This is a genomic window from Pseudarthrobacter sp. MEB009, from assembly GCF_030208875.1.
Classification (GTDB): Bacteria; Actinomycetota; Actinomycetes; order Actinomycetales; family Micrococcaceae; genus Arthrobacter.
Map to the genome: position 1 here is coordinate 14195 of NZ_JARVTC010000023.1, position 21540 is coordinate 35734.

A 21540-nucleotide genomic window follows, 5' to 3' on the forward strand; every position below is an offset into this window, starting at 1 on the left:
GTGCCCCCGCCGCGGGCGGCACGTCTCGGGTTGTTTCGAACCTGTTACCGGATGTGGCATCACGGCCGCGTTTATAGTCGGAGGAAGCAGATCACCATCAGGTCCAGGGTTGGCGCTGAGAACAGCCGGAAGCGGAAAAGAGGACAGAGTGGCGGAGGATTCCGGCAACGCGAACTGCAGGTGCCTTTCCGGCGAGCAGTATGGCCACTGCTGTGGCCGGTTCCACTCGGGGGCATCGGTTGCAGCCACGGTGGAGCAGTTGATGCGTTCGCGCTACACGGCCTTTGCCCTGCTGGATAGCGAATATCTGCGGCGGACGTGGCACCCTCGGACCGCGCCGGCGGACCTGGAACTGGACCCGGACCTGCAATGGCGCCGGCTGGACATCGTATCCACTGCACGCGGCGGCCCGCTGGACACGGAGGGGACGGTGGAGTTCAAGGCCTACTTCCGCCAGGACGGCGAGCGGGGCATCCTGCATGAAACCAGCAGGTTTGTCCGGGAGGATGGCCGCTGGCTTTACGTGGACGGCCAGCTGCACGGCTGATGCCGCAACCCGGTGCCGCCGGGAAGCCTGCCCGGGGTGAAGGGCTCCGGCCGGTCAGTATGCGTCGGCGTCGTTGGCAGGCGTGAAGCCTGCCCGGTCCACCTTCCGGTGGAACCGCATCCCGGCCAGGCCGCCCAGGACCGCGCCCACCAGGGCGATCAGCGCCACAACAACCGCGGCAATGATGCTGGTTGTGGTCAGCTGGCCCTCATTGACGGGGATCCGGGGAAAGCTGTTCAGGTTGGCCAGCACGTTGAACTGCTGGCCTGCCACCAGCCCCAGGATTGCGACGACAATCGCGGCGATAAGTGCCCAGATCCACACCATCAGGCCCTGCCGGGCACCGTTGAACCGGGCCATCCGGCCCGCGACGTAACCGCCGGAGTAATAGGAGAGGAAAAGGATGACCAGCAGGACGATGATGCCCACCAGCCCCACGGTTCCGTCCGACGCCGCCTGGTTGACGGCGTCGTTGACATCAGTGTTGCTGGCCAGGCCCACCGCCGTGCCTGCCGCTGCCACCAGGGCCGTCAAAAGCACCGCCATCCCGGTGGCAGTCAGCCAGCCGAAAAAAGCCGATCCCACCTTAGTGCCGCCGAACTGCTCCTTTTCCCGGGCCACGGCTGTCTGCCGGTCCGTCAGGGAGGTGTCCCCGGCGGCAGCGTCCCCACGGACGCCGCGGTACGGAAGGTTCTCGGGATCAGGTGCGCTGCTCATGGCTCAACTCAACCACCGCCCCGCCGTGATAGCAAGGGTGCTTATTATTTCGTGACCTGCCGCGTCAGCGGTAGTTCCGGTGCAGGTTCTCCTTGTGCGAGGGGCCGGGCGAAGCGTCGGCAATCCACGGCCCGGTACCTTCGGACTGGTCCAGCACCCCCGCCTCGAGCCAGGTGTAATGACCGTCGAGGACTTTACGGGTCAGCGCGGTGTCGGAGTCGTCGGTGTTCCGCCAGAGCTGGTCAAACAGTTCTTCGACCCGGACCCGCGCCTGTTCGCAGTAGGCTTCGGCCAGTTCATAGGCGCCGGCACCATGTTCCGGCTGTGTCCGCAGCAGCATTTCCGCCCTGGAGCAGCAGGCCGTCATGGCGAACAGCTCGGCGCCGATGTCCACCATCCGGCCCAGGAACGCCTGCTTGCGCTCCAGTTTCGCCTGCCAGCGGCCCATCCCGTAGAACGTCTGCCGGGCCAGGCGGCGGGAGGACCGTTCCACAAACCGCAGTTGCTTGGCCAGCCGGCCGAACCCGGCGTAGGACCGCGGATCCATGCCGGCGCCCGCCACCAGTTTGGGCAGCCACCGGGCGTAGAAGCCGGAGGCGCCGACGGCGGCCCGGGCCTTGTCGGACAGGCTGGCGTCCAGCGAGGCAAGATCGCCGGCGGCAGCCAGGTGGGCGTCCACGGCATCGCGGGCGATCAGCAGCCGCATGATCTCGGAGGAGCCCTCAAAGATCCTGTTGATGCGGAGGTCCCGGAGCTGCTGTTCCGCAGGCACTGCCCGTTCCCCGCGGGCGGCCAGTGACTCTGCTGTCTCAAATCCGCGCCCACCCCGGATCTGCACCAGTTCGTCGGCGATCCGGCAGCTCGTTTCGGTGGCCCACAGCTTGGCCAGCGCGGCTTCGATGCGGACGTCCTTCTGGCCGGCGTCCGCCAGCTCCGCGGACAGTTCAAACACCGCATCCAGCGCGAACGCGGACGCCGCAATGAAGGCGATCTTTTTACCCACCGCCTCGTGTTCGCCCACGGGCCGGCCCCATTGGGTGCGGGCGTTGGACCATTCCCTGGCGATCTTCAGGCTCCAGCGTCCTGACGCCACGCACAGGGCCGGGATGGAAAGCCGTCCGGTGTTGAGGGTGGTCAGGGCAATCTTCAACCCCTGGCCTTCACGGCCCAGGCGGTTGGCTGCCGGGACCCGGACCTGGTGGAAGCGGGTGACGCCGTTCTCAATGCCGCGCAGGCCCATAAAGGCGTTGCGGTTCTCCACGGTGATGCCGGGGGAGTCCATTTCCACAATGAAGGCGCTGATGCCCCCCTTGTGCACGGTCCCGTCCGGGTCCGTCCGGGCCGGAACCACCGCCATCGCCACCACCAGCTCGGCGATCACGCCGTTCGTGGTCCAGAGCTTCACGCCGTCCAGGATGTAGGCGTCGCCGTCGTCCGTTGGCGTTGCCGTACTGCCCATCCGGGCCGGGTCGCTGCCCACATCCGGCTCCGTGAGCAGGAATGCGGTGATGGCGCCTTCGGCGCAGCGGGGCAGGTACTCCCGCTTCTGCTCCGGGGAGCCAAAAACCTTGACCGGTTCCGGCACGCCAATGGAAAGATGTGCGGACAACAGGGCGCCCAGGCTCGGATGGACGCTGCCCAGAAGGGCCAGGGCCCGGCCGTAATACACCAGCGACAGGCCCAGGCCGCCGTATTCCTCGGGAATCTTCATGCCGAACACGCCCAGGCCGGCCAGGCCCCGCATGTAGTCGTCCGGGATCCGGGAGTCCCTTTCGATGACCTGCCCTGACATGGTGCGGGCAAAAGCGGTGAGCCGTTCCATGAACTCTTCGCCCCGGGCCACGGACGCGGGATCCGGTGTGGGCCAAGGGTGCACCAGGCCCAGGTCGAAACTTCCGAGGTAGAGGCCCTTGGCGAAGCTTGGCCGGTCCCAGCCGGTTTCCCGGGCAGCTTCGGCCACGGCCCTGGCCTGCTCCGGCGTGATGCCGGCGCCGATGTCGCTGGCCGGCACCGGGGTGTCTTCGATGGGGGAGTCGGTGGTGCTGTCCGTAGCGGAGCTCATGGGTTTTCTCCTAGGCCCGAAGTGGCCGGTGAAGCCATGGATCCGCCGGGTTGGAGAACCCTTCAGCTGTCACTCAAGATTACCCGCGGGTAGGTTCCCGTACCAGTGGCAGGCTGGACCTGGAAATCGCCGGCAGCGGCTCCCTGCCGGGCCCGGTGGACCAACCGGTCCCAGCCCGCGTTGATGCCGTGCACCGCTGCCAGCAGTGCGGTGGACAACACAAACCACGTGGCCTTTCCCACCCCCAGCAGCGCCAGGGCGAGCAGGCCGGCCGTCAACACGAACCCGGCCAGGAGGACGGCAAATACCAGTGTTCCGGCGAAAACCAAGGTGCCCGTTTCCACGGTGCTGAGATCAAAGCTCATAAGTCCCCCTGCTGCGGCGCTGCTTCGGATGAGATCGGTAGCACCGAGCGTAGGGTGCGGCCGCATGCGGGACCAGAGCCCGGGCGCGGGAAAGGCCTGTTGATACGGGATCGAAACACTACCGCCAGGTAGGTCACGGGCCGGTCGCGGCGCCTGCGTTAACCTTGTAGTTGGCAGTTTTCCGTCCGTGCTGCCGCAACCCCGCCCACCCACAGCCCAAGGAGAGTGCGTGCCCCGCTCCGCCAGGTCATCCGCTGACGCGATCAGCGCCAGGCTTCGGGACCTCGAACTCCTGACAAAAGGCCCCGCCTGGGCGCTGACGCGATCGGCTCCCTGGGTGATCGCCGTGCTGCAGGCATCCTTCACCCGTACCCGCCCGCAGCTTCCGCTCGAAGAGTTCCACGCCGACGTCGACTCCTTCCTTGAAGAGCTTCGCCGCCAGGACCCCGGGCTGGGTGGCGGCGCCAACGGGAAGGCCTTCGGCGATGAATGGACGCGGCGGCAGTTCCTGACCCGCCGGAACCAGTCGGGCCGGATTGTTTATGAGGTCACCGAACCTGCAGCCCGCGTGCTGGCGTTCCTGGACAGCCTGTCCAGTGAGCGGTCCACCCTGAACGGCTCCCGCCTGGGCACCCTCCTGGGCGACGTGGAAAAGCTGGCCAACGAAACCAACCCGGACCAAAGCGCGCGGCTGGAATCCCTGGAAGAGGAAATCGGTGAGCGCCGGCAATTGATTCAGGACATCAGCAGCGGCGACTTCGACGGCGTGCTGGATGACGACGACGCCGTGGAAGCCGCCGGCAACATCCTGGACCTCGCGGCCAGCCTGCCCGCCGACTACAAAAAGATGCGTGACCGGATCGAGGAGCTGGTGGGCGGACTCCGCAACCAGATCATCGAGGAATCCCTGACCAAGGGCGCCACGATGGCCCAGGTGCTGGCCGCTGACAAACGGCTCCGGCAAAGCCCCGAGGGCCGCACGTTCCGGTCGTTCACGGCGTTCCTGGAGGACCCGCAGCAACAGGTCCGGTTCAGGTCCGCCATCGGTGAAGTCCTCAGCAGGCAGTTTGCCGACGACCTGTCCGCGGATGACAGGGAGACCCTGAAGAACCTGGTGGCTGAGCTCCGCCAGCAGCACAGCCAGATCCAGCGGATCTACGGCAAGCTCAGCGAAAGCCTCAACACCTACGTCCAAAGCGACGACTTCCGGCAGTCCGTCCGGCTCCGCAGGGTCCTCCGCGAAGCGGAGCAGGCCATCAGGTCACTCCCGTATGAGCGCGAACGCCCCGGCCTGGTCCGCGGACCGGTGCTCTTCAACGCCGGATTCGAATCGCTGTCGATGGTGAAGCTTTATGACCCGGACGGGTTTGCGGCCCCGCCCAAACTTGCCGACCCCATCGCGTTCAGCGACTCCGACCGGGTGCGCTCGCCGCGGACCGGCAAGGCCAACCCGGCTGCGATCCGTTCCGCCATGGCCGGGGCAGCCACCCTGGCGGACGCCTGGGAACAGCTGCCGCCCGGGGAGCAGCACATCAACACCATCCGCGGCCTCCTCTCCCAGGCCCTGCAGGACAGCGCGGACTTCGACCGCGGGGCCTGGGCCGGACTGGACTTCGAACAGATAGACGGCACCCGGCGCAGGGCATACCTGCCGGTGGTCACCCTCGCAAAGGATTGACGATGACTGAACCCTCCGCTGAAACCGGAACAGAACCTTCCGAATCCGTTGCCGCAGCCGCCGGACCTGCTGCCGTAGCCCGGGCAGGGGCGGACGCCGAACCCGCAGCCGGGCGCTCCCGTGCCGCCGGGCCCCGCGACACGTTCATTGACGGCGCTGCCCTCTTTCCGGGCGACACCGGGGTGCTGCCCATGCGCGTGCGGCAGGCGCTGGTGAAGCTGCTCAAGGGACCGTACATAGACGGCGGCCGCGACGAGAAACTCTGGACGGTTCTGCTGGATAACCGGGTCATCATCCGCAGCAGGCTCTCCGAACTGTTCCTCACCATGGAACTGGACCATGACCGCAAAATTGCTGTGCTGCGTCCCGTGGATCCGGACGCGATCGGCGGCAGCACCCGCTCCAGCATCCTCCGGCAGCAGCGAGCGCTGAGCCGGGTGGAGACGATTGTGCTGCTCCGGCTCCGCCTGCTGCTGGACCGGCACGTGACGGCGCAGACTGACCCCACCATCACCCGCGAGGAAATCGCCGACCTTGTGGCCCACTACCAGCCCTCGGGCCAGCAGGACGCGCTGCGGGATTCCGACGTGGTGACCCGGGCCATCACTAAGCTCCTGGCCCGCCAGCTCCTGCTGGCCACGGGCCTGGACGACGTGTACACCATCTCCAACGCCCTTCCGCTGGCCCTCCCGTTCGAAAACATCGGCGATATCCCGGCCCAGATCGAAGCCCTGGTCGCAGCCTCGGCGGACCCGTCGGGCACCGAACCGCTCCTTGACCTCGACGCCGAAACAGCGACCGACGAGGATGCCGCCGACGACGCGGACGGTACCACCACCGAAGAAGGCACCAAGTGAGCATCGCCAGCATGCTTCCCCTCGGGGAAGAAACGAACCCGGGGCAGATGCGGCTGGCGCTGGTCCAGGTGGTCAACTGGGGCACCTTCCACGGTGCGCACACCATGCATGTGGACCGCAACGGCACCCTGCTGACCGGCAACTCGGGCGTCGGCAAGTCGACGCTTTTCGACGCGATGCTGCGGGTGTTCGACGCGCGGCCGCGGTCCAACGAGGCCGCAGCCCAGCGCTCCGGCGGGGCCGTGGAGGACAAACGCACCACCTTTACGTACATGCGCGGCAAGGTGGGCGACAAAGCCGTGGGCGAGGGCTCGGCAAGTGCGTTCCAGCGCCCCGGCGCCACCTGGTCAGCGGTGGCGCTGACGTTCGACAACGCAGCCGGTACCAGGGTGACGGTGTCCGCGCTCTTCGACCTGCCCAAAAACGGCACGGAATCGAGTGTTGGCCGGTTCTACCTGATCGACAGCTCACCGCTGGACCTGCCGGCCCTGGAGGACATCGCGGACAAGCGCTTCACCAAGGCCGCGCTGGAGACGGTGTTCCCGGACGCCCAGGTTTTTGACGTGCATAAGGCGTTTGCCGAGCGCTTCCGGCGGCTGCTGGGCATCAACTCGGACCAGGCGCTTCCGCTGCTGCGGGTCATCCAGGCCGGTAAAGGCCTGGGCGGCAGCGTCAACACCTTCTTCCGGGACCAGGTCCTGGACGCCCCGGCCACCCTGGCGGCGGCCGACGACGTGGTGGAGGAGTTCAGCAACCTGATGTCCATCCGGCAGCGGCTCGAAGACGTCCGCCAGCAGCGCGACCAGCTGGCGCCGGTCCCTGGGCTGAACCGCGAGTACGCCCAGGCGCTGTTGGACGCCAACCGGCTGCGGGACCTCGCAGGCGGCGAATTCGAGGCGTACCGGCAGCAGCTGGCAGTCACCGTCCACGAAAAGACGCTGACCCGGTTCCGGGAGCTCGCACAGGCCAAGGCCCAGGACCTCGGGGCGGAGCGGACCGTCCGGGATGCGCTGGCCAAGGATCTCCGGCAGCTGGAAACGGACTACAACACCCAGGGCGGCAACGCGATCTCCGCGATCGAACAGTCGCTCGAGAACGCGCGCGTCAGCCTGAAGCTCCGCGAACAGGTGGAGGAGGCCGCCCGCGCCGCGCTCGCCGATGCCGGCCTGCAGCTGGCCTGGACGGCCGCAGGCTGGGATCAGGCGCACGAACAGGCAGCAGCCCGCTCCGCCGAGCTGAAGGACGACTCCCAGGCCCTGCAGGAGCTTCGGTTTGAGGCCTTTGACGCCCATGCGACCCGCAAGCGGGAACTCGCCGCGGCTGAGCAGGAGCTGGTGTCCCTGAAGACACGCAAATCCCTGCTGCCGCCGTCGAGCATTGAAAACCGGACCGCGATTGCCGCGGCCACCGGTGTGCCCGAGGACCGGATGCCCTTTGCGGGGGAACTGATGGACCTGCTGGAAGGCGAGGAGCGCTGGCGCCCCGCCGCTGAGCGGGCCCTGCGCAGCCTCGCCACCACGCTGCTGGTGCCAGGCGAGCATTTCGGCGCCGTGACCCGGTACCTGAATGCGAACAACATCCGCGGCGCCCTCCGCGCCGTGGACGTGTCCAAGCCGCTGCCAGGCGGTGCGCTGGCGGTGGAGGACGTGAACGACGGCGACCTGCTCCGCAAGCTGGATATCCTCACCGCCGGCGGGGCAGCGGAAGCAGGGGCATGGGTCCGCGAGCGGATCGCCCTCGACTTCGCCTTCCCCTGCGTGGAGGACCCGGACGAACTCGCCGCCCTGGACAAGGGCCTGAGCCTTGGCGGGGTGGTCAAACGCAACCGCCACACCGTGGAAAAGGACGACCGGTTCACCAGCCGCCAGGACTACGTGCTGGGCTTCGACAACGCCGCCAAGCTGGAACTGGTGGCCAGTCAGGTGGCCGACCTCCGGCAGGAAGTGGCCAAGGCCGCGGAACTGGCGCAGAGCCGGGAGGAATCACACCAGGGCATGGGCCGCCAGCTTGAAGCCCTGCGCCGGGTCGCAGCGGACGACAGGCCCTGGGACCAGGTGTCGGCCGCCGTCGCGGCGGAGGACCTGGCACGGATCGAGCAGCGGCTCAAGGATGCGCTCGCAGCGCAGGCGGATCTGGAACCGCTGCGCGCCAACATCGAGCAGGCCCGGCAGAAACACCAGTCCAGCACCGAATCGGCTGCCGTCCTGCAAAGCGAGTACAAGGCGCTGGACCGGCAGCTGACCACCGCCGATTCCCTGCTGGACGCCGCGCGCGGGCGCCTGGCCGAAGCGCCGCCGTCGGACGCCACCGTCGAAGCCTTGGCGCCCTACTTTGACGGGTTCGGCGACATCACGGAGCTGCATGAACTGGACAACCTGGCCAACCGGGTGCGCTCCACGCTCCTGGGGGAGCTGCACGCCGCCGAATCCCGCGGCCAGGGCACCGCTGAGCGGCTCACCAGGATCTTTGAGGGGTTTGTCCGCGAATGGGGCAGCGCCATCTCGGCCGACCACGGCACCAGCATCGGCGCCGCAGCCGACTTCGAAACCCGGTACCACGCGATTGTCAGCGACGGGCTGCCGGCACAGGAAGCCGAATTCCGGCAGTTCTTCAACCAGCGCACGCACGAATCGTTCAGCACGCTGCTGCATCTGCTGGATGAAGAGCGGCGGTCCATCACCAGCCGGATCCTGCCGCTGAACGGCATCCTGTCGCAGGTGAACTTCCATGAAGGAAGCTTCCTGGAGCTGGACATCAAGCAGACTTTGCCGCCCACTGCCAAGGCGTTCAAGGACGCCATCCAGAACGCGCTCAAGGCCCGCCACACCCGGCCGGCGCGGCCCGAAGCCGGTCAGGAACGCGACGAGGACGCCGAGCTCACCGCCCGCTACAAGTCGCTGGAGGCCCTGGTCCGGCGGCTGGGCTCGCAGGCTCCGGAGGACCGCCGCTGGCGCGCCGAGGTGCTGGATGTCCGCGGCCACCTCTTTATCCAGTGCAAGGAACACCGCGACGTTACCGGACCCCGCGGCGGGAAGCGGTCCGAGGTCTTTATGCACGCCGACACCGGGTCGATGTCCGGCGGCGAGCGGCAGCGGTTCACGGCGTTCATCATGGCGGCAGCGCTCAGCTACCAGCTGGGCATCGCGGAGCAGGGCTTCACCACCTACGGCACGGTGATGATGGATGAAGCCTTCGTCCTGGCCTCCGAAGAGTTCGCCGGCGCCGGCATCAAGGCGCTGCATGAATTCGGGTTCCAGCTGCTGCTGGCGGCCCCGGAAAACGTCATCGACCTGTCCCGGCACCTGGGGTCCGTCACCGAGATCCTCCGGGACAAGCGCACCAACCGTTCAGGCGTCCTCACGGCCCCGGTGATCAGGCCCACGGCAGGGGCGGAAGGGGCCTGGCGGTCCGAGGCGAACCCGGTGGACATCGTCCTGCGTTAGCCCGCGTGGCGTGTGTCCTTCGTCACGGGAAAGGATTAAGGTACGCAAACCTTTCGTAATAGGGGGGAGGCTAGGCTAGCCTTACTTAGGTTCGCATCATTCACCTAAGGAGTTCCGTGACTTCCCCCCACTTCACCGGCCTGACCGCCACCCGCCGGACGCTGTTCAAATCAGCCGGCAAGGCGACGGCGGTCCTGGCCGCAGCGGCCCTCACGCTCTCGGCCTGCTCCACGGGCCCCGCGTCCTCCACACCGGACGCCAGCACTGCCGGTTCCAGCAGCACAGCTTTCCCCGTAACCATCAAACATGTCTACGGCGAGACCACCATCGAAAAGCAGCCCACCCGGGTCGCCACCGTCTCCTGGGTCAACGACGACGTTGCCATTGCCCTGGGTGTGGTGCCCGTTGGCGTCCCCACCAACGAATGGGGCGGCAACGACAAGGGCTCCACCCCTTGGAAGGACGCGGCCCTCGAGGACCTGGGTGCCGGGTTTGGCACGGACAAGGCCCCCGTCCAGTACTCCGAGGCGGACGGCATCAACTTCACCGAGATCGCCAAGCTCACCCCGGACGTCATCCTGGCCGCCTACTCCGGCCTGACCGAAGAGGACTACAAGAAGCTCAGCGAGATCGCACCCGTGGTGGCGCACCCTGAGCTGGCGTACGGCACGTCCTGGCAGGACTCCACCACCATCATCGGCAAGGCCCTGGGCAAGGAAGCAGAAGCCACCAAGCTGGTCTCCGACACCGAGAAGACCGTCACGGACAAGGTGTCCAAGTTCCCCCAGCTGGCAGAGAAGACCTTCATCTACGGCAACCTCGAGCCTGCCAAGGGTGATGGCGTGAACGTCTACACCGCCAACGACAACCGCCCCCGTTTCCTTTCGGAGATCGGCATGAAGCTCGCCCCCGTGGTGGAGGACAACTCGAAGGGGTCCAAGGATTTCTTTATCGCCTGGTCCGCTGAGAAGGCCAACGAACTGGACTCGGACATCTTCGTGACCTGGGTTCCGGATGCCTCCACCACGGACGCCATCAAGGCCGACCCGCTGCTGGGCCAGATCCCCGCCATCAAAAACGGCGCCCTCGTGGCCGATTCGGACAACACGCTGACGCTGTCCATCTCCGCGTCGTCACCGCTGAGCCTGCCGTGGTCACTGGATACGTTCCTGCCGCAGCTGGCCACCGCCGCGGACGCAGTGAAGTAGGCACTTCGCCATGACGCAGGGTACAACGACGGCGGACCAGTGGGCGCCCGGCGCCGGCACTCCGGTGCCGGGGCGGGTCTCCCGTGGTCCCGTCAAGTGGTCCGCTTCCGGAGGGAAACGGACCGCCTGGCTGCTGGCCGCCGTCGTTGTACTGCTGCTCCTTGCCGGGACCTCCCTGGCCGTGGGCGCCAGGGGCCTTCCCCTGGCCACCGTCTGGCAGGCGATGACCAGCTTCGATGCCGCCAACGGCGACCACGCCGTGGTCCACGCCCGTATCCCCCGCACCGCCCTTGGCCTCCTGGTGGGCGGGGCGCTTGGCCTTGCGGGCGCCGCCATGCAGGGCGTGGCCCGCAACCCGCTGGCCGATCCGGGCATCATCGGGGTCAACGCCGGGGCGGCGCTTGCCGTGGTGACCGGCATCTATGTCTTTGGGGTGGCCACCTTCTCCGGCTACATCTGGTTCGCCTTCATCGGTGCCGGCGCCGCCGCGGTGCTGGTGTACCTCATTGCGTCCCTGGGCCGGGACGGCGCCACCCCGGTCAAGCTCGCGCTGGCCGGTGCCGCGCTGAGTGCCGGCCTGTACTCGCTCATGAACGTCATCCTGGTCTCCAGCCAGGACACCCTTGACCGGTTCCGCTTCTGGCAGGTCGGCGGGGTGGCCGGCCGCGACTGGTCCGTAGTCCTGCCCGGGCTGCCCTTCCTCGCCGTCGGCGCCGCGGTTGTGCTCCTGACCGGCCGCATCCTCAACTCCCTGGCCCTCGGCGACGACATCGCGCGCGGCCTGGGCCAGCGTGTGGGCCTGGCCCGCGGCGTGGCCGCCCTCGGGATTGTGCTGCTGTGCGGCACCGCCACCGCCCTGGCCGGACCCATCGGCTTTGTTGGCCTGGTGGTTCCGCACGCGGTCCGCTTCCTGACCGGACCGGACTACCGCTGGATCCTGCCGTTTTCCCTGGTGGTGGCCCCGGTGCTGCTCCTGGGCGCCGACATCATTGGCCGCGTGATCCTGCTGCCCGGTGAAGTCCCGGCCGGCATTATGACCGCCCTGGTGGGCGCCCCGTTCTTCGTTTGGCTGGTCCGCCGCGGCAAGGGGGCCGGGCTGTGACCCGCACCGACACCACTCCCGCCGCCCCGGATGCGCTATCACTTCCGGTCGCCAAAACCACCCCGGGGGGACCAGAAGTGATAGGGCAACGGCAGAGCCGGCGCCGGATCAACCGGACCCCCATCCTGGCAGCCGCCGTGGTGGTCCTCTTCGCCGTCTCCATTCTGCTGGGCAGCTACACCGTCACCATCCCGGACTTCATCAGGATCCTGGTGGCGCACTTTACCGGCGGTGACAAGATCCCCGGCGCCAGCTTCATCGTGATGGAGAACAAGCTGCCCCGGGCCGTGATAGGCACCATGATCGGCGTTGCGTTCGGCCTGGCCGGCGCCCTGTTCCAGACCATGCTCCGCAACCCGCTGGCCAGCCCCGACGTGATCGGGATCAGCTACGGCGCCAGCGCCGCCGCCGTGGTGGCCATTGTTGTCTTCGGCGCCACCGGGCCCACGGTCTCCGTTGCCGCCATGGCCGGCGCCCTCGCCGTGGCGGCACTCATCTACGGCATCTCCAGCGGCGGGGCCATGCGCGGCACCAGCAACGGCAACGCTGCCGGCAACCGTTTGGTCCTGGCCGGCGTGGGCATCGCCGCTGCCCTGCACGCCGTGGTCAACTTCCTGATGACCCGGGCCGACATCCGCACCGCGGCCGACACCCTGGTCTGGCTCAACGGGTCCCTGAACTCCGCCAACTGGGACCGCGCCGGTGTCCTGGCCATCGCCCTGGCGATCCTGGTCCCCGCCGTGGCCCTGATCGCCGGCCCGTTGCGGATCCTCGAACTCGGCGACGACGCCGCCGCCGGCCTGGGCATCAAGGTCGGCGTGGCCCGGCTTGCCCTGGTGATCGTCGCCGTGGCCCTCGCCGCCGTAGCCACCGCCGCCGCGGGGCCGGTGGCGTTTGTGGCGTTCCTGGCGGGACCGATCGCGCGCCGCTTCACCAAAAAAGCCAGCCTCCCGGCGTCGGCCCTGGTGGGCGCGGTGATCGTCCTCGCGGCCGACTACTTCGCCGCCAACCTCGCCCCCCTGATCCTGGGCGGCACGGTCCTGCCCGTGGGCGTTATCACCGGCGCCCTGGGCGCCCCGTTCCTGCTGTGGCTCCTGGTCACTGCCAACCGAAAGGACGCCTGACATGGCAGTTCTCGATGCCAAGGACCTGACGCTGAAGTACGACCAGCGCTGCGTGGTGGACAGCCTGAGCGTTGGCATTCCCGAGGGCCGGGTGACCATGATTGTGGGCGCCAATGCCTGCGGGAAGTCCACGCTGCTCCGCGGCCTCTCGCGGCTGCTGAAACCCGCCGCCGGCACCGTCACCCTGGACGGCAAGGACATCCATTCCCGGCCCGCCCGCGAACTGGCCCGCACCCTGGGCCTGCTCCCGCAGCACCCCACCGCCCCGGACGGCATCACCGTGCGCGACCTGGTGGGCCGTGGCAGGTACCCGCACCAGGGTTTCTTCCGCAGCAGCAGCGACAAGGACGACGCCGCCGTGCACCGGGCCTTGGAGGCCACCGAAACCCTGGCCCTTGCCGAACGGGACGTGGACGAACTCTCCGGCGGGCAGCGCCAGCGCGTCTGGATCGCCATGGCCCTGGCGCAGGAAACCGAAGTCCTGCTGCTGGACGAGCCCACCACCTACCTGGACCTGGCCCACCAGGTGGAGGTGCTTGATCTCATCACCGACCTGAACCGCAGCCGCGGCACCACCGTGGCCATCGTCCTGCACGACCTCAACCTGGCCGCCCGCTATGCCGACCACGTCATCGCCATGAAAGCCGGAGCGGTGGTGGCCGCGGGCACCCCGCAGGAGGTGGTCACGGAGGCACTGGTCAGCAGCGTCTTCGGCCTCGAATCCCGGGTCATCCCGGACCCCGTTTCCGGTACCCCCCTGATCATTCCCATCGGGCGCCACCACGTCCCAGCCAACGAACTGGAGCTTGTTTCATGAACACCCGAGAAGTTGCCACCACCGAGCCCATGACCCTCGCCTTCGAGGTGACCGTTTCCTCCGTCCAGGAACTGAGCCCCAACTTCCGCAGGATCACCTTCGGCGGGTACGCGCTGCGGGACTTCGGCGTCAACGGCGACTCCCTGGACCTGCGCATCAAGCTGATGATCCCGTCCCTTGCCGCAGACGGCACCGAACTGCCCCTGCCGGCCTTCGAAATGACCGAGGCCGGCTGGTACCGCGAATGGCTCGCCATGGACCCGGCCGTCCGCGGTTCCATGCGCACCTACACGGTCCGCTCGTCCCGGCTTGATTCCGTGTACCCGGAGATCGACGTGGACTTCGTGATGCATTTTGATGACCACGGGCACGGCGGCCCGGCCGCGAACTGGGCCCTGAACGCCAAGCCCGGCGACGCCATCACCATCATCGGCCCCAACAACCGGGCCGCCCTGTGCCGGACCGCGGAAAACTACGGCGGCATCGAATGGCGCCCCGGGCTGGCCCAGCGCGTCCTGCTCGCCGGCGACGAGACCGCCCTCCCGGCCATCTCCGCCATCCTCGAAAGCCTGCCCGCCTACATGAGCGGCCACGCCATCCTGGAGGTTCCCGAAGCCGGCGACTTCCAGGAGCTGGAGTCCGCCGCCGACGTCCAGATCACCTGGCTGGCGCGCGGTGCGTCAATCGGCCGGTCCCGTCCGCACGGCGAACTCCTGCAGGACGCCGTCCGGAAGGCCGTCCCCGTGCCCGGCTGGGTGGGCCTAAAAGCGGCCGACGGCGGCGCGGGACCCGAGCCCGAAGACGTCAACGTGGACGTGGACATCCTTTGGGAGACGCCCGCGCGGATGGAAACCGGGGCGATCGCCGCAACCAAGAACCCGGACATGCCAGCCGGCGCCATGCCGTTCTACGCCTGGATCGCCGGTGAGGCGGCCGTCATCAAGGACATGCGCCGCTACCTGGTGCGCGATGTGGGCATCGACCGCAAGCAGGTGGCCTTTATGGGCTACTGGCGGCAGGGCAAAGCGGAGGGCTGAGCACCTTCCTGTTCATGCCGCCGTCGTCCGCTGGCCGCTTTGGCCGGTTAGCGTGGGCTGGTGCCTGTTGCCCCCTTGCTGCCCCAAAGTGGCCGTCGCGTGTTTGTTGCCCTGGGCGATTCGTTCACCGAGGGTGTGGGAGACCGCGACGGCCGGCTGCCCAACGGGGTCCGCGGCTGGGCGGACCGGGTGGCCGAGAAACTGGCCAAGGACCAGCCCGGGTGGCGCTACGCGAACCTGGCCATCCGCAGCAAGCGGCTGCGGCACATCGTGGCCGAGCAGCTGGAACCGGCGCTGGCCATGGAACCGGCACTGATCACCCTGTACGCCGGCGGCAATGACATCCTGGACCTGAAAACCGACATGGCAGCGCTGATGGCCGACTACGAACAGCTTGTGGCCCGCCTGGCCGGCACCGGGGCTGTCCTGGTGCTGTTCACCGGGTTCGACGTCAAGGTCTCGGCCCTGCTGGAACCGCTGAAGAAGCGCAACACCCTCTACAACCGCCACGTCCGCGCGATTGCGGAGCAGCATGGCGCCGTCCTGGTGGACTACTGGTGCCTGGACGCGTTCCACGACCGGCGGATGTGGGACGCGGACCGGCTGCACATGTCAAAGGCCGGGCACAGGTACCTGGCCGGGCAGGTCCTGGACCAGCTGGGGGTGCCGCACAAGATCCGGCCCAAGGACTGGGAAGCGCCGGCGCGGCGCGGGCTGCGGGAATGGGAACGCCATCAGCGGCGGTGGATCAACGACTGGGTCCTGCCGCTGTTCGGCCGCAAGATCCGGGGGATCACGCTGGGGGACACGCTCACGGCGCGCTGGCCGGAACCGGTCAAGGTGCCCCGCAAAGGCGGGCTGCGGAAGCTGGCCGAAAAAACCGCCGCCTGATGCGCCTCAGCTGTCCAGCAGGTTTTCAAACCCCGGCGCCACCCGGCCGGCATGGAATTCGACGACGTCGAACTCGGCAACACCGTTCGCATAGAACGGGTCCTGCGCCAGGCTGGCATCCAGGGTGGCGCGGTCCACCTGCGACAACAGCAACCCACCCGTCCGCGGCACCTTGCGGCCGGCGGCGATGAAGACGCCGTTGTCGAAGGCCTCCTGGAGCCAGGCCATGTGGCCGTCGTTGTGGAAATCGACGATGTCCTGCGGGACGCGGTAGGTCAAGGAAACAACATACATACGCCCACCCTACCGGGGGCAGCGGGCCTGGTTGAAGGATCAACGACGGCTTTCTCGTAGTATTGACGCATGACCGAACCGCGCTGGCTGAGCGCCGACGAACGCCGTGCCTGGCTGGCCCTGGTAAGCATCAACACGCTGCTTCCGGCGGCCCTGGACACCAAGCTGCACGCGGCCGGGAAGCTGTCCCTCTTCGACTACACGGTCCTGGCCATGCTCTCCGAAACGGAAGAGCGGTTCCTGCCCATGAGCGAGCTCGCCGCACGAAGCAGCGCCTCGCTGTCCCGGCTGTCCCATGTGGTGACCAAGCTGCAGAAACGGGGCTGGGTGGAGCGCCGACCGCATCCCCACGACGCCCGGGTCACCACCGCCCACCTCACGGCCGAGGGGATGGCCACCATCGTTGGGCTGGCGCCCGGCCATGTTGAAACGGTCCGGGAACTGTTCCTTGATGCGTTGTCGGACCAGGACGTCCAGGACCTGGCCCGGATCGGCGAGAAGGTGGTTGGCCGGCTGGATGCCAACCATTGGATCCTGCGCGAAAACTGATGCCGGCCCCGCCAGTTGGTTGCTCGCGGCAACGGATGGCAAACTGGCCGGATGGAATTCTCTTCCCGGTTTGTGGCCCTCGGCGATTCCTTCACTGAAGGAGTGGGGGACGACGACCCAACGCGCCCCAACGGGGTCCGCGGCTGGGCTGACCGCGTGGCCGAGCAGTTGGGGGCCGCGGATCCCGGCTTCGGCTACGCCAACCTCGCCATCCGCGGGCGGAAACTCCGGCAGATCCTGGCCGAGCAGGTGGATGCCGCCGTAGCGCTGCAACCCACGCTGGTGAGCATCTACGCAGGCGCGAACGACATCCTTCGTCCCAAAATCGACATCGACGACCTCCTGGGCGAGTACGACGACGGCATCCGCAGGTTGCGTGCCACCGGCGCCACCGTGGTGCTCTTCACGGGCTTCGACGCGCGGGGGTCGAAGGTGTTCAGCACCATGCGCGGCCGCACCGCGATCTACAACGAGCTGGTCCGCGGCATCGCCGGCGACCACGGCGCCCTGCTGGTGGACTACTGGCGTTTCAGCGAATACTACGACTGGGGCATGTGGGCCACGGACCGGATGCACATGTCCGCCGCCGGCCACGCAAACATGGCCAAGCGGGTGCTGGACGTCCTGGCGCACGAACACTCCATCGACGTTCCGCCCATGACTCCGGTTCCGGAACTCAGCCGCGCAGAGGCCCTCCGCGCCAACGCCCGCTGGGTCCGCGAGTTTGCCGGCCCCTGGGTTGTCCGCCGGGTTACGGGCAAGTCCTCCGGCGATGGCCTGGCTCCCAAGTACCCGGCACTGACGCGGCTTTAGCGCCGGAAGGAAGGCGTCGCCACCAGCGAACCGTCAGTCCGTACGGCCAGGATGGCGGCATCCCAGCCGTCCGCTGCCCGGTCCAGCATCGGTGTCCCGCCTGACACCACTGCTGTGGCCAGGATGTCGGCCGTGACGATATCCGCCGCCGCAACCGACACCTGGCTGAACTCCGCCGGCCGGCCGTGCTGGCGCCAGATGTGGTCGCCCCGCTCCGCTGAACCAGAGGTTGCCAGGGCCAGGTGCCGGCCGGCTGCTGCCAGCGGATAGGCGGCGACCAGGGAACCGCGGTTTCCGGGATCAACAATTCCCGCCCGCCACGGCTCGCCGCTGCCGGGGACGGGGGAGCCGCCCGCCAGTACATCACCGCCGGCATTCAGGCACCAGTTCCTGCGGCCCAGGGCCAGCAGGGAGGTGCCGGCTTCACGGATCGCGTGGCCCTTCACCAGCCCGGAGAGGTCAAGCACACCGTCAGGCCGCTCAGGGCTGAACGCCCCTTCAGTGCGCAGCCGCCAGTCGTGGGCCTCCGCATACAGGTCCCGCATGATGTCCGACGCACGCGGCAGCGTCAGTTCACCGCGGGCCAGCCGGCTCGCTTCGGAATCCGGCCGGTACAGGCTGAACGTTTCGTCCAGGTCCCGGAAAAGGCGTTCGACGACGGCCAGTGCGGCAGCAAGCTCGTCGTCCGCCGCCTGCCCTGCCGCCGGGCCGTCGGGAACCAGCGCGAGGCTGATGACAGTTCCCATGCTGGTGAAGGTGCGGATCTTCAGGGGTGCGCCGCTGGCTTCGGTGGGGTCAGAGGTTTGCTGCATCGATGGCTGCCTGGAGTGAAGTGAGGTAGGCGCCGCTGGTGACGGTGGCACCGCTGACCGTCTGGACGTCGGCGGACTGGGCCGCAAGGACCTCGCTCCGGAGCACCGGTGCTGCCCGGTTGCTGATCTGGATCGACTTCCGGTCGTCATCGGTCAGGTGGAGCGCCGTGACGTCGGTGATGGTGCCGCCGGCGACGGTGATCTGCACCTGTACGGAGCCGAACCGGGTCTGGACGGCAGCTCCCGTGAAAGTACCCGCGGCGGTGGTTCCGCTGGTGGTCCCCTTGGTTGTTGCGCTGTGCGGGGCGGAACCGTTGGTTCCGGACGCACCGCCCGATCCCTCCGCCGTCGTACCTGTTGCTGTGATGATGCTGGTGCCGCCGGCCTGGGTGCCGGCCTGCCAGCCGGCCAGGAGGATCCCTGCCGAGGCGACTGCTGCCGCAACTGTTCCCCGTGTTTTCACCAGTCGAACCTTTCGTGATGGATCTGGGTGGCCGGTACACCGGCTGCCGTGGCGTCCGCAATGACGTTCCCGGCCCATGCGGACGGGCCGCAGATGTAGATGTCCGCGTCGGCTGCGTCCGGGACATAGGAAGTAAGGGAGTAGCCACTGTGGACTGCGTCGTCAGGGAGCCAGCCGGATTGCCCCTTGTCCCGAGGGCCGGTCAGGTGGAACAGGCGGGCGCCGCGGAGCCGGCAAAGTTCGAGGATCTCGTGGCTGAGGTAAAGTTCCCGGTCGCTGTGGCCGCGCAGCAGGACCGTGGCCTGGCCCGGTGCGAACGGGGTGCTTTCCAGCAGGGCCCGCAGCGGGGTGATGCCGATGCCTGCGCCCATCAAGACCACCTTGTCCCTGGTCCGCGCGGCGGTTCCGAACAGGCCGTAGGGTCCGGCAACAGCCACCCGGGTTCCGGTGCGCAGGCGGACAAGCCCGCCCGAGCCGCTGCCGAGGTTGCGGACCGTGATCCGCAAGGTACCTGTCCCGTCCGCTGCCAGGACCACCGGTTCCGCCGACAGACTGAAGGGATGGGGATGCCACCACATTCCCTGGGCGAGGAACCGCCAGATAAGGAACCGGCCGCCGGTGCCGGCCAGCCGGTCCAGGGCGCGGCCCTTCATCACAATGTTCACCACGCCGGGAGCAGCCTGTTCCACCCGGACCACGCTGAGCCGGTGCCGGTTCGTTGCGGCGATGGGCTGGACAACCCGGAAGTACAGCAGGGCGGCTCCGGTGGCCAGGCACAGCGCGGCCCAGTACCAGCGCTGCCACGTCCCCTCGGCGAACAGCCCGCCAACGCTGAACTGATGCGGGATGGCCGTACCCACTGCGGCGTAGGTCAGCAGATGCACGGCGTACCAGAACTCGTAGGGGAACCGGCGACGGACCGCCACCAGGGACGTCACCACCACCGCTACGAAGAGCACCATGGAAATGTAGGCAAGCCACATGTCCGGGACCAGCGACCACAGGGCGATTGCCTCACTGACGGGGTCCAGGCCCGCGGCCATCCCATAGCCCACGGCGATCAGCAGCCCGTGTGCCAGCAGGAGGTAGAGGGAAGGTTTGCCCAGCTTCCGGTGGAACCCCAGCGCCCTGTCATGGCCAACGGTCCGGTCCACCAGGGGAATCCTGGCTGCCAGCAGGAGCATCAACAGGACCAGGTCCATGCCCACCAGGCCGGCCACGATCCCGGCAGCGGTCACGGCACCGGCAGGTGTCGCGGCCGCTGCCAAACCGCCGTCGGAAAGCCACAGGGCCACAGCCGCCGCAACGGAAGCCCATGCCACCACTGTGAGAAGGTCGGCGCGGAGCAGGCGGCGCCGGTGCTGTACGGCGAAGCCGTTGCCGTCCCTGCCGGGACGGGCTGCGGGACCGCGTGTTGCTGGCCCGGCCTGCGCTTGGGGGAGTTGTATGGTCATGGATCCAGAATCAGCCCGACAGCTTTCATTTTGCTGTGAATACCGGCACTTCCTTGCTGTGATCCTGCGCGGGAAGCTGCCTGCTTATACACCCTTGACGGCCTGATTGGTCTTTAATTGGCGGAACTCGTAGACTTGGTAGGCGCTAAGTGCGCGGAGCGTGCGCAATTGCTCCGGTTGTCCGGTAATTTCTCCAGGGCGGCCGGTAGTTAGGGGCTCAAGTTGCGTGACTGACCGTTCGCCCTCAATCAATTTGGGTCGCACTTAGCAGCATGATCCAGCAGCAGATATGCGGATCATTACTTTCAATTCTTGAGGAGAAGTCATGGCAGCACACTGCCAAGTGACCGGAGCCGAGCCGGGCTTTGGGCACAGCATTTCGCACTCGCACCGCCGCAACAAGCGTCGGTTCGATCCGAACATTCAGAAGAAGCGCTACTGGGTTCCGTCCCTGCGCCGTAATGTCACTCTGCAGGTTTCTGCAAAGGGCATCAAGACCATCGACGTTCGCGGCATCGACGTTGTCGTCGCCGCCATTCTCGCTCGTGGGGTGAAGCTCTAGTGGCTAAAGACAAGGACGTACGTCCGATCATCAAGCTCAAGTCGACTGCGGGCACGGGTTACACCTACGTAACCCGCAAGAACCGTCGTAACGATCCGGACCGTATGGTCCTGAAGAAGTACGACCCCAAGATCCGCCAGCACGTCGAATTCCGTGAGGAGCGCTAAACATGGCTAAGAAGTCCAAGATTGCTCGCAACGAGCAGCGCAAGGTCATCGTAGAGCGTTACGCTGCAAAGCGCCTCGAGCTTAAGAAGACCCTGGTTGATGCAAACGCAACCGACGAAGCACGCGAAGCAGCCCGCCTGGGCCTGCAGAAGCTGCCCCGCAACGCGTCCCCGATCCGTCTGCGTAACCGCGACATCATCGACGGCCGTCCCCGCGGTACCTTCCAGAAGTTCGGTATCTCCCGTGTTCGCTTCCGCGACATGGCGCACCGCGGTGAGCTTCCGGGCATCACCAAGTCTTCCTGGTAATCCAGCACTGCTGATTCCAGCTGCTTGAGAAGGGCCGGCAACCATATGGTTGCCGGCCCTTCCGTCTTTAACCCGGTACGCTTCCCGTTGTGTTTCAGCCCACAACTCCAGGAAACGGCGGCGGCGCCCGGTTGGGATGCCTCATGGGCCGTTCCGCCCCGGAAATACTGGGGTCAGCACCCCTGGAACCTCGATTTGCTGTGGGGGCTGGTGGGGTGTATTGTTTTCTAAGTCGCCGCGAGGGAGACAGCGAGAAGCTGGGTACCGCGG

The 21540-nt window shown here is 67.4% G+C and carries 22 protein-coding genes; 15 read left to right on the forward strand and 7 right to left on the reverse strand.

Going from position 1 to position 21540, the window contains the following annotated elements; genetic code table 11:
- Window positions 1-148: 148 nt before the first annotated feature.
- A complete protein-coding gene (locus QRN07_RS19460; protein ID WP_285241961.1) occupies window positions 149-547 on the forward strand; it encodes a YchJ family protein in 399 nt (132 codons plus the stop codon).
- Between the two features lie 54 nt (window positions 548-601).
- Here QRN07_RS19460 and QRN07_RS19465 read toward each other — a convergent pair whose 3' ends face one another.
- The 3 genes from QRN07_RS19465 to QRN07_RS19475 form a co-directional block, all read right to left on the reverse strand.
- Entirely contained in the window at window positions 602-1264 is a 663-nt protein-coding gene (locus tag QRN07_RS19465) for a hypothetical protein (protein WP_056599097.1), read from the reverse strand.
- 64 nt (window positions 1265-1328) lie between these two features.
- The gene (locus QRN07_RS19470; protein WP_285241962.1) at window positions 1329-3326 is read right to left on the reverse strand and encodes an acyl-CoA dehydrogenase family protein; all 1998 of its coding nucleotides are present in this window, start codon (window positions 3324-3326) and stop codon (window positions 1329-1331) included.
- A 62-nt stretch (window positions 3327-3388) separates the two neighbouring features.
- Window positions 3389-3691, reverse strand: coding sequence for a hypothetical protein (locus QRN07_RS19475; protein WP_050687478.1), 303 nt, complete (start codon window positions 3689-3691; stop codon window positions 3389-3391).
- 229 nt (window positions 3692-3920) lie between these two features.
- Here QRN07_RS19475 and QRN07_RS19480 point away from each other — a divergent pair, with 229 nt between their 5' ends.
- The 9 genes from QRN07_RS19480 to QRN07_RS19520 all read left to right on the forward strand — a co-directional run bounded on the left by QRN07_RS19480 (window position 3921) and on the right by QRN07_RS19520 (window position 15848).
- Window positions 3921-5369, forward strand: a complete 1449-nt coding sequence (locus QRN07_RS19480; RefSeq protein WP_285241963.1) for a DUF3375 family protein — start codon at window positions 3921-3923, stop codon at window positions 5367-5369.
- Between the two features lie 2 nt (window positions 5370-5371).
- Window positions 5372-6226 (forward strand): DUF4194 domain-containing protein, encoded by an 855-nt coding sequence (locus tag QRN07_RS19485; RefSeq protein WP_285241964.1) that lies wholly within the window; start codon window positions 5372-5374, stop codon window positions 6224-6226.
- Window positions 6223-9669 carry an ATP-binding protein gene (locus QRN07_RS19490; protein WP_285241965.1) on the forward strand — a complete coding sequence of 1149 codons (3447 nt, stop codon included), beginning with the start codon at window positions 6223-6225 and terminating at the stop codon, window positions 9667-9669. Before QRN07_RS19485 ends, QRN07_RS19490 begins: the two co-directional genes overlap by 4 nt.
- A gap of 116 nt (window positions 9670-9785) precedes the next feature.
- Window positions 9786-10877 (forward strand): iron-siderophore ABC transporter substrate-binding protein, encoded by a 1092-nt coding sequence (locus QRN07_RS19495; RefSeq protein WP_285241966.1) that lies wholly within the window; start codon window positions 9786-9788, stop codon window positions 10875-10877.
- A gap of 10 nt (window positions 10878-10887) precedes the next feature.
- The gene (locus QRN07_RS19500) at window positions 10888-11979 is read left to right on the forward strand and encodes a FecCD family ABC transporter permease (protein WP_285241967.1); all 1092 of its coding nucleotides are present in this window, start codon (window positions 10888-10890) and stop codon (window positions 11977-11979) included.
- Window positions 11980-12059: 80 nt separating this feature from the next.
- Entirely contained in the window at window positions 12060-13103 is a 1044-nt protein-coding gene (locus QRN07_RS19505) for a FecCD family ABC transporter permease (protein ID WP_442853721.1), read from the forward strand.
- A gap of 1 nt (window position 13104) precedes the next feature.
- Window positions 13105-13920, forward strand: coding sequence for an ABC transporter ATP-binding protein (locus QRN07_RS19510; RefSeq protein WP_050687465.1), 816 nt, complete (start codon window positions 13105-13107; stop codon window positions 13918-13920).
- Window positions 13917-14957 (forward strand): siderophore-interacting protein, encoded by a 1041-nt coding sequence (locus QRN07_RS19515; RefSeq protein WP_050687463.1) that lies wholly within the window; start codon window positions 13917-13919, stop codon window positions 14955-14957. Before QRN07_RS19510 ends, QRN07_RS19515 begins: the two co-directional genes overlap by 4 nt.
- A gap of 57 nt (window positions 14958-15014) precedes the next feature.
- A complete protein-coding gene (locus QRN07_RS19520; protein ID WP_432246067.1) occupies window positions 15015-15848 on the forward strand; it encodes an SGNH/GDSL hydrolase family protein in 834 nt (277 codons plus the stop codon).
- Window positions 15849-15854: 6 nt separating this feature from the next.
- Here the strand turns inward: QRN07_RS19520 and QRN07_RS19525 are convergent, their stop codons facing one another.
- Window positions 15855-16142 (reverse strand): YciI family protein, encoded by a 288-nt coding sequence (locus tag QRN07_RS19525; RefSeq protein ID WP_050687457.1) that lies wholly within the window; start codon window positions 16140-16142, stop codon window positions 15855-15857.
- A gap of 69 nt (window positions 16143-16211) precedes the next feature.
- Between QRN07_RS19525 and QRN07_RS19530 the strand changes: the two genes are divergently transcribed.
- Window positions 16212-16691, forward strand: coding sequence for a MarR family winged helix-turn-helix transcriptional regulator (locus tag QRN07_RS19530; RefSeq protein ID WP_050687455.1), 480 nt, complete (start codon window positions 16212-16214; stop codon window positions 16689-16691).
- 51 nt (window positions 16692-16742) lie between these two features.
- On the forward strand, window positions 16743-17504 hold the full coding sequence (locus tag QRN07_RS19535) for an SGNH/GDSL hydrolase family protein (protein ID WP_050687453.1): 762 nt from the start codon (window positions 16743-16745) through the stop codon (window positions 17502-17504).
- On the opposite strand, the gene QRN07_RS19540 is transcribed toward QRN07_RS19535, so the two are convergent.
- The 3 genes from QRN07_RS19540 to QRN07_RS19550 are packed head-to-tail and all read right to left on the reverse strand — an operon-like array spanning window position 17501 to window position 20233.
- A complete protein-coding gene (locus tag QRN07_RS19540) occupies window positions 17501-18250 on the reverse strand; it encodes an FAD:protein FMN transferase (protein WP_050687511.1) in 750 nt (249 codons plus the stop codon). The genes QRN07_RS19535 and QRN07_RS19540 overlap by 4 nt on opposite strands.
- Before the next feature lie 49 nt (window positions 18251-18299).
- The gene (locus QRN07_RS19545; protein ID WP_056599078.1) at window positions 18300-18779 is read right to left on the reverse strand and encodes an FMN-binding protein; all 480 of its coding nucleotides are present in this window, start codon (window positions 18777-18779) and stop codon (window positions 18300-18302) included.
- Window positions 18776-20233, reverse strand: coding sequence for a ferredoxin reductase family protein (locus QRN07_RS19550; RefSeq protein ID WP_056599076.1), 1458 nt, complete (start codon window positions 20231-20233; stop codon window positions 18776-18778). Before QRN07_RS19550 ends, QRN07_RS19545 begins: the two co-directional genes overlap by 4 nt.
- A 325-nt stretch (window positions 20234-20558) precedes the next feature.
- Between QRN07_RS19550 and rpmB the strand changes: the two genes are divergently transcribed.
- From rpmB to rpsN, 3 genes are read left to right on the forward strand one after another with little or no spacing between them, the layout of a single operon-like run.
- Window positions 20559-20795 carry a 50S ribosomal protein L28 gene (gene rpmB / locus QRN07_RS19555; RefSeq protein ID WP_050687447.1) on the forward strand — a complete coding sequence of 79 codons (237 nt, stop codon included), beginning with the start codon at window positions 20559-20561 and terminating at the stop codon, window positions 20793-20795.
- Entirely contained in the window at window positions 20795-20962 is a 168-nt protein-coding gene (gene rpmG, locus QRN07_RS19560) for a 50S ribosomal protein L33 (protein ID WP_013602737.1), read from the forward strand. The genes rpmB and rpmG overlap by 1 nt, the downstream gene beginning before the upstream one ends.
- A gap of 2 nt (window positions 20963-20964) precedes the next feature.
- Window positions 20965-21270 (forward strand): 30S ribosomal protein S14, encoded by a 306-nt coding sequence (gene rpsN, locus QRN07_RS19565; RefSeq protein WP_050687445.1) that lies wholly within the window; start codon window positions 20965-20967, stop codon window positions 21268-21270.
- Window positions 21271-21540: the final 270 nt, after the last annotated feature.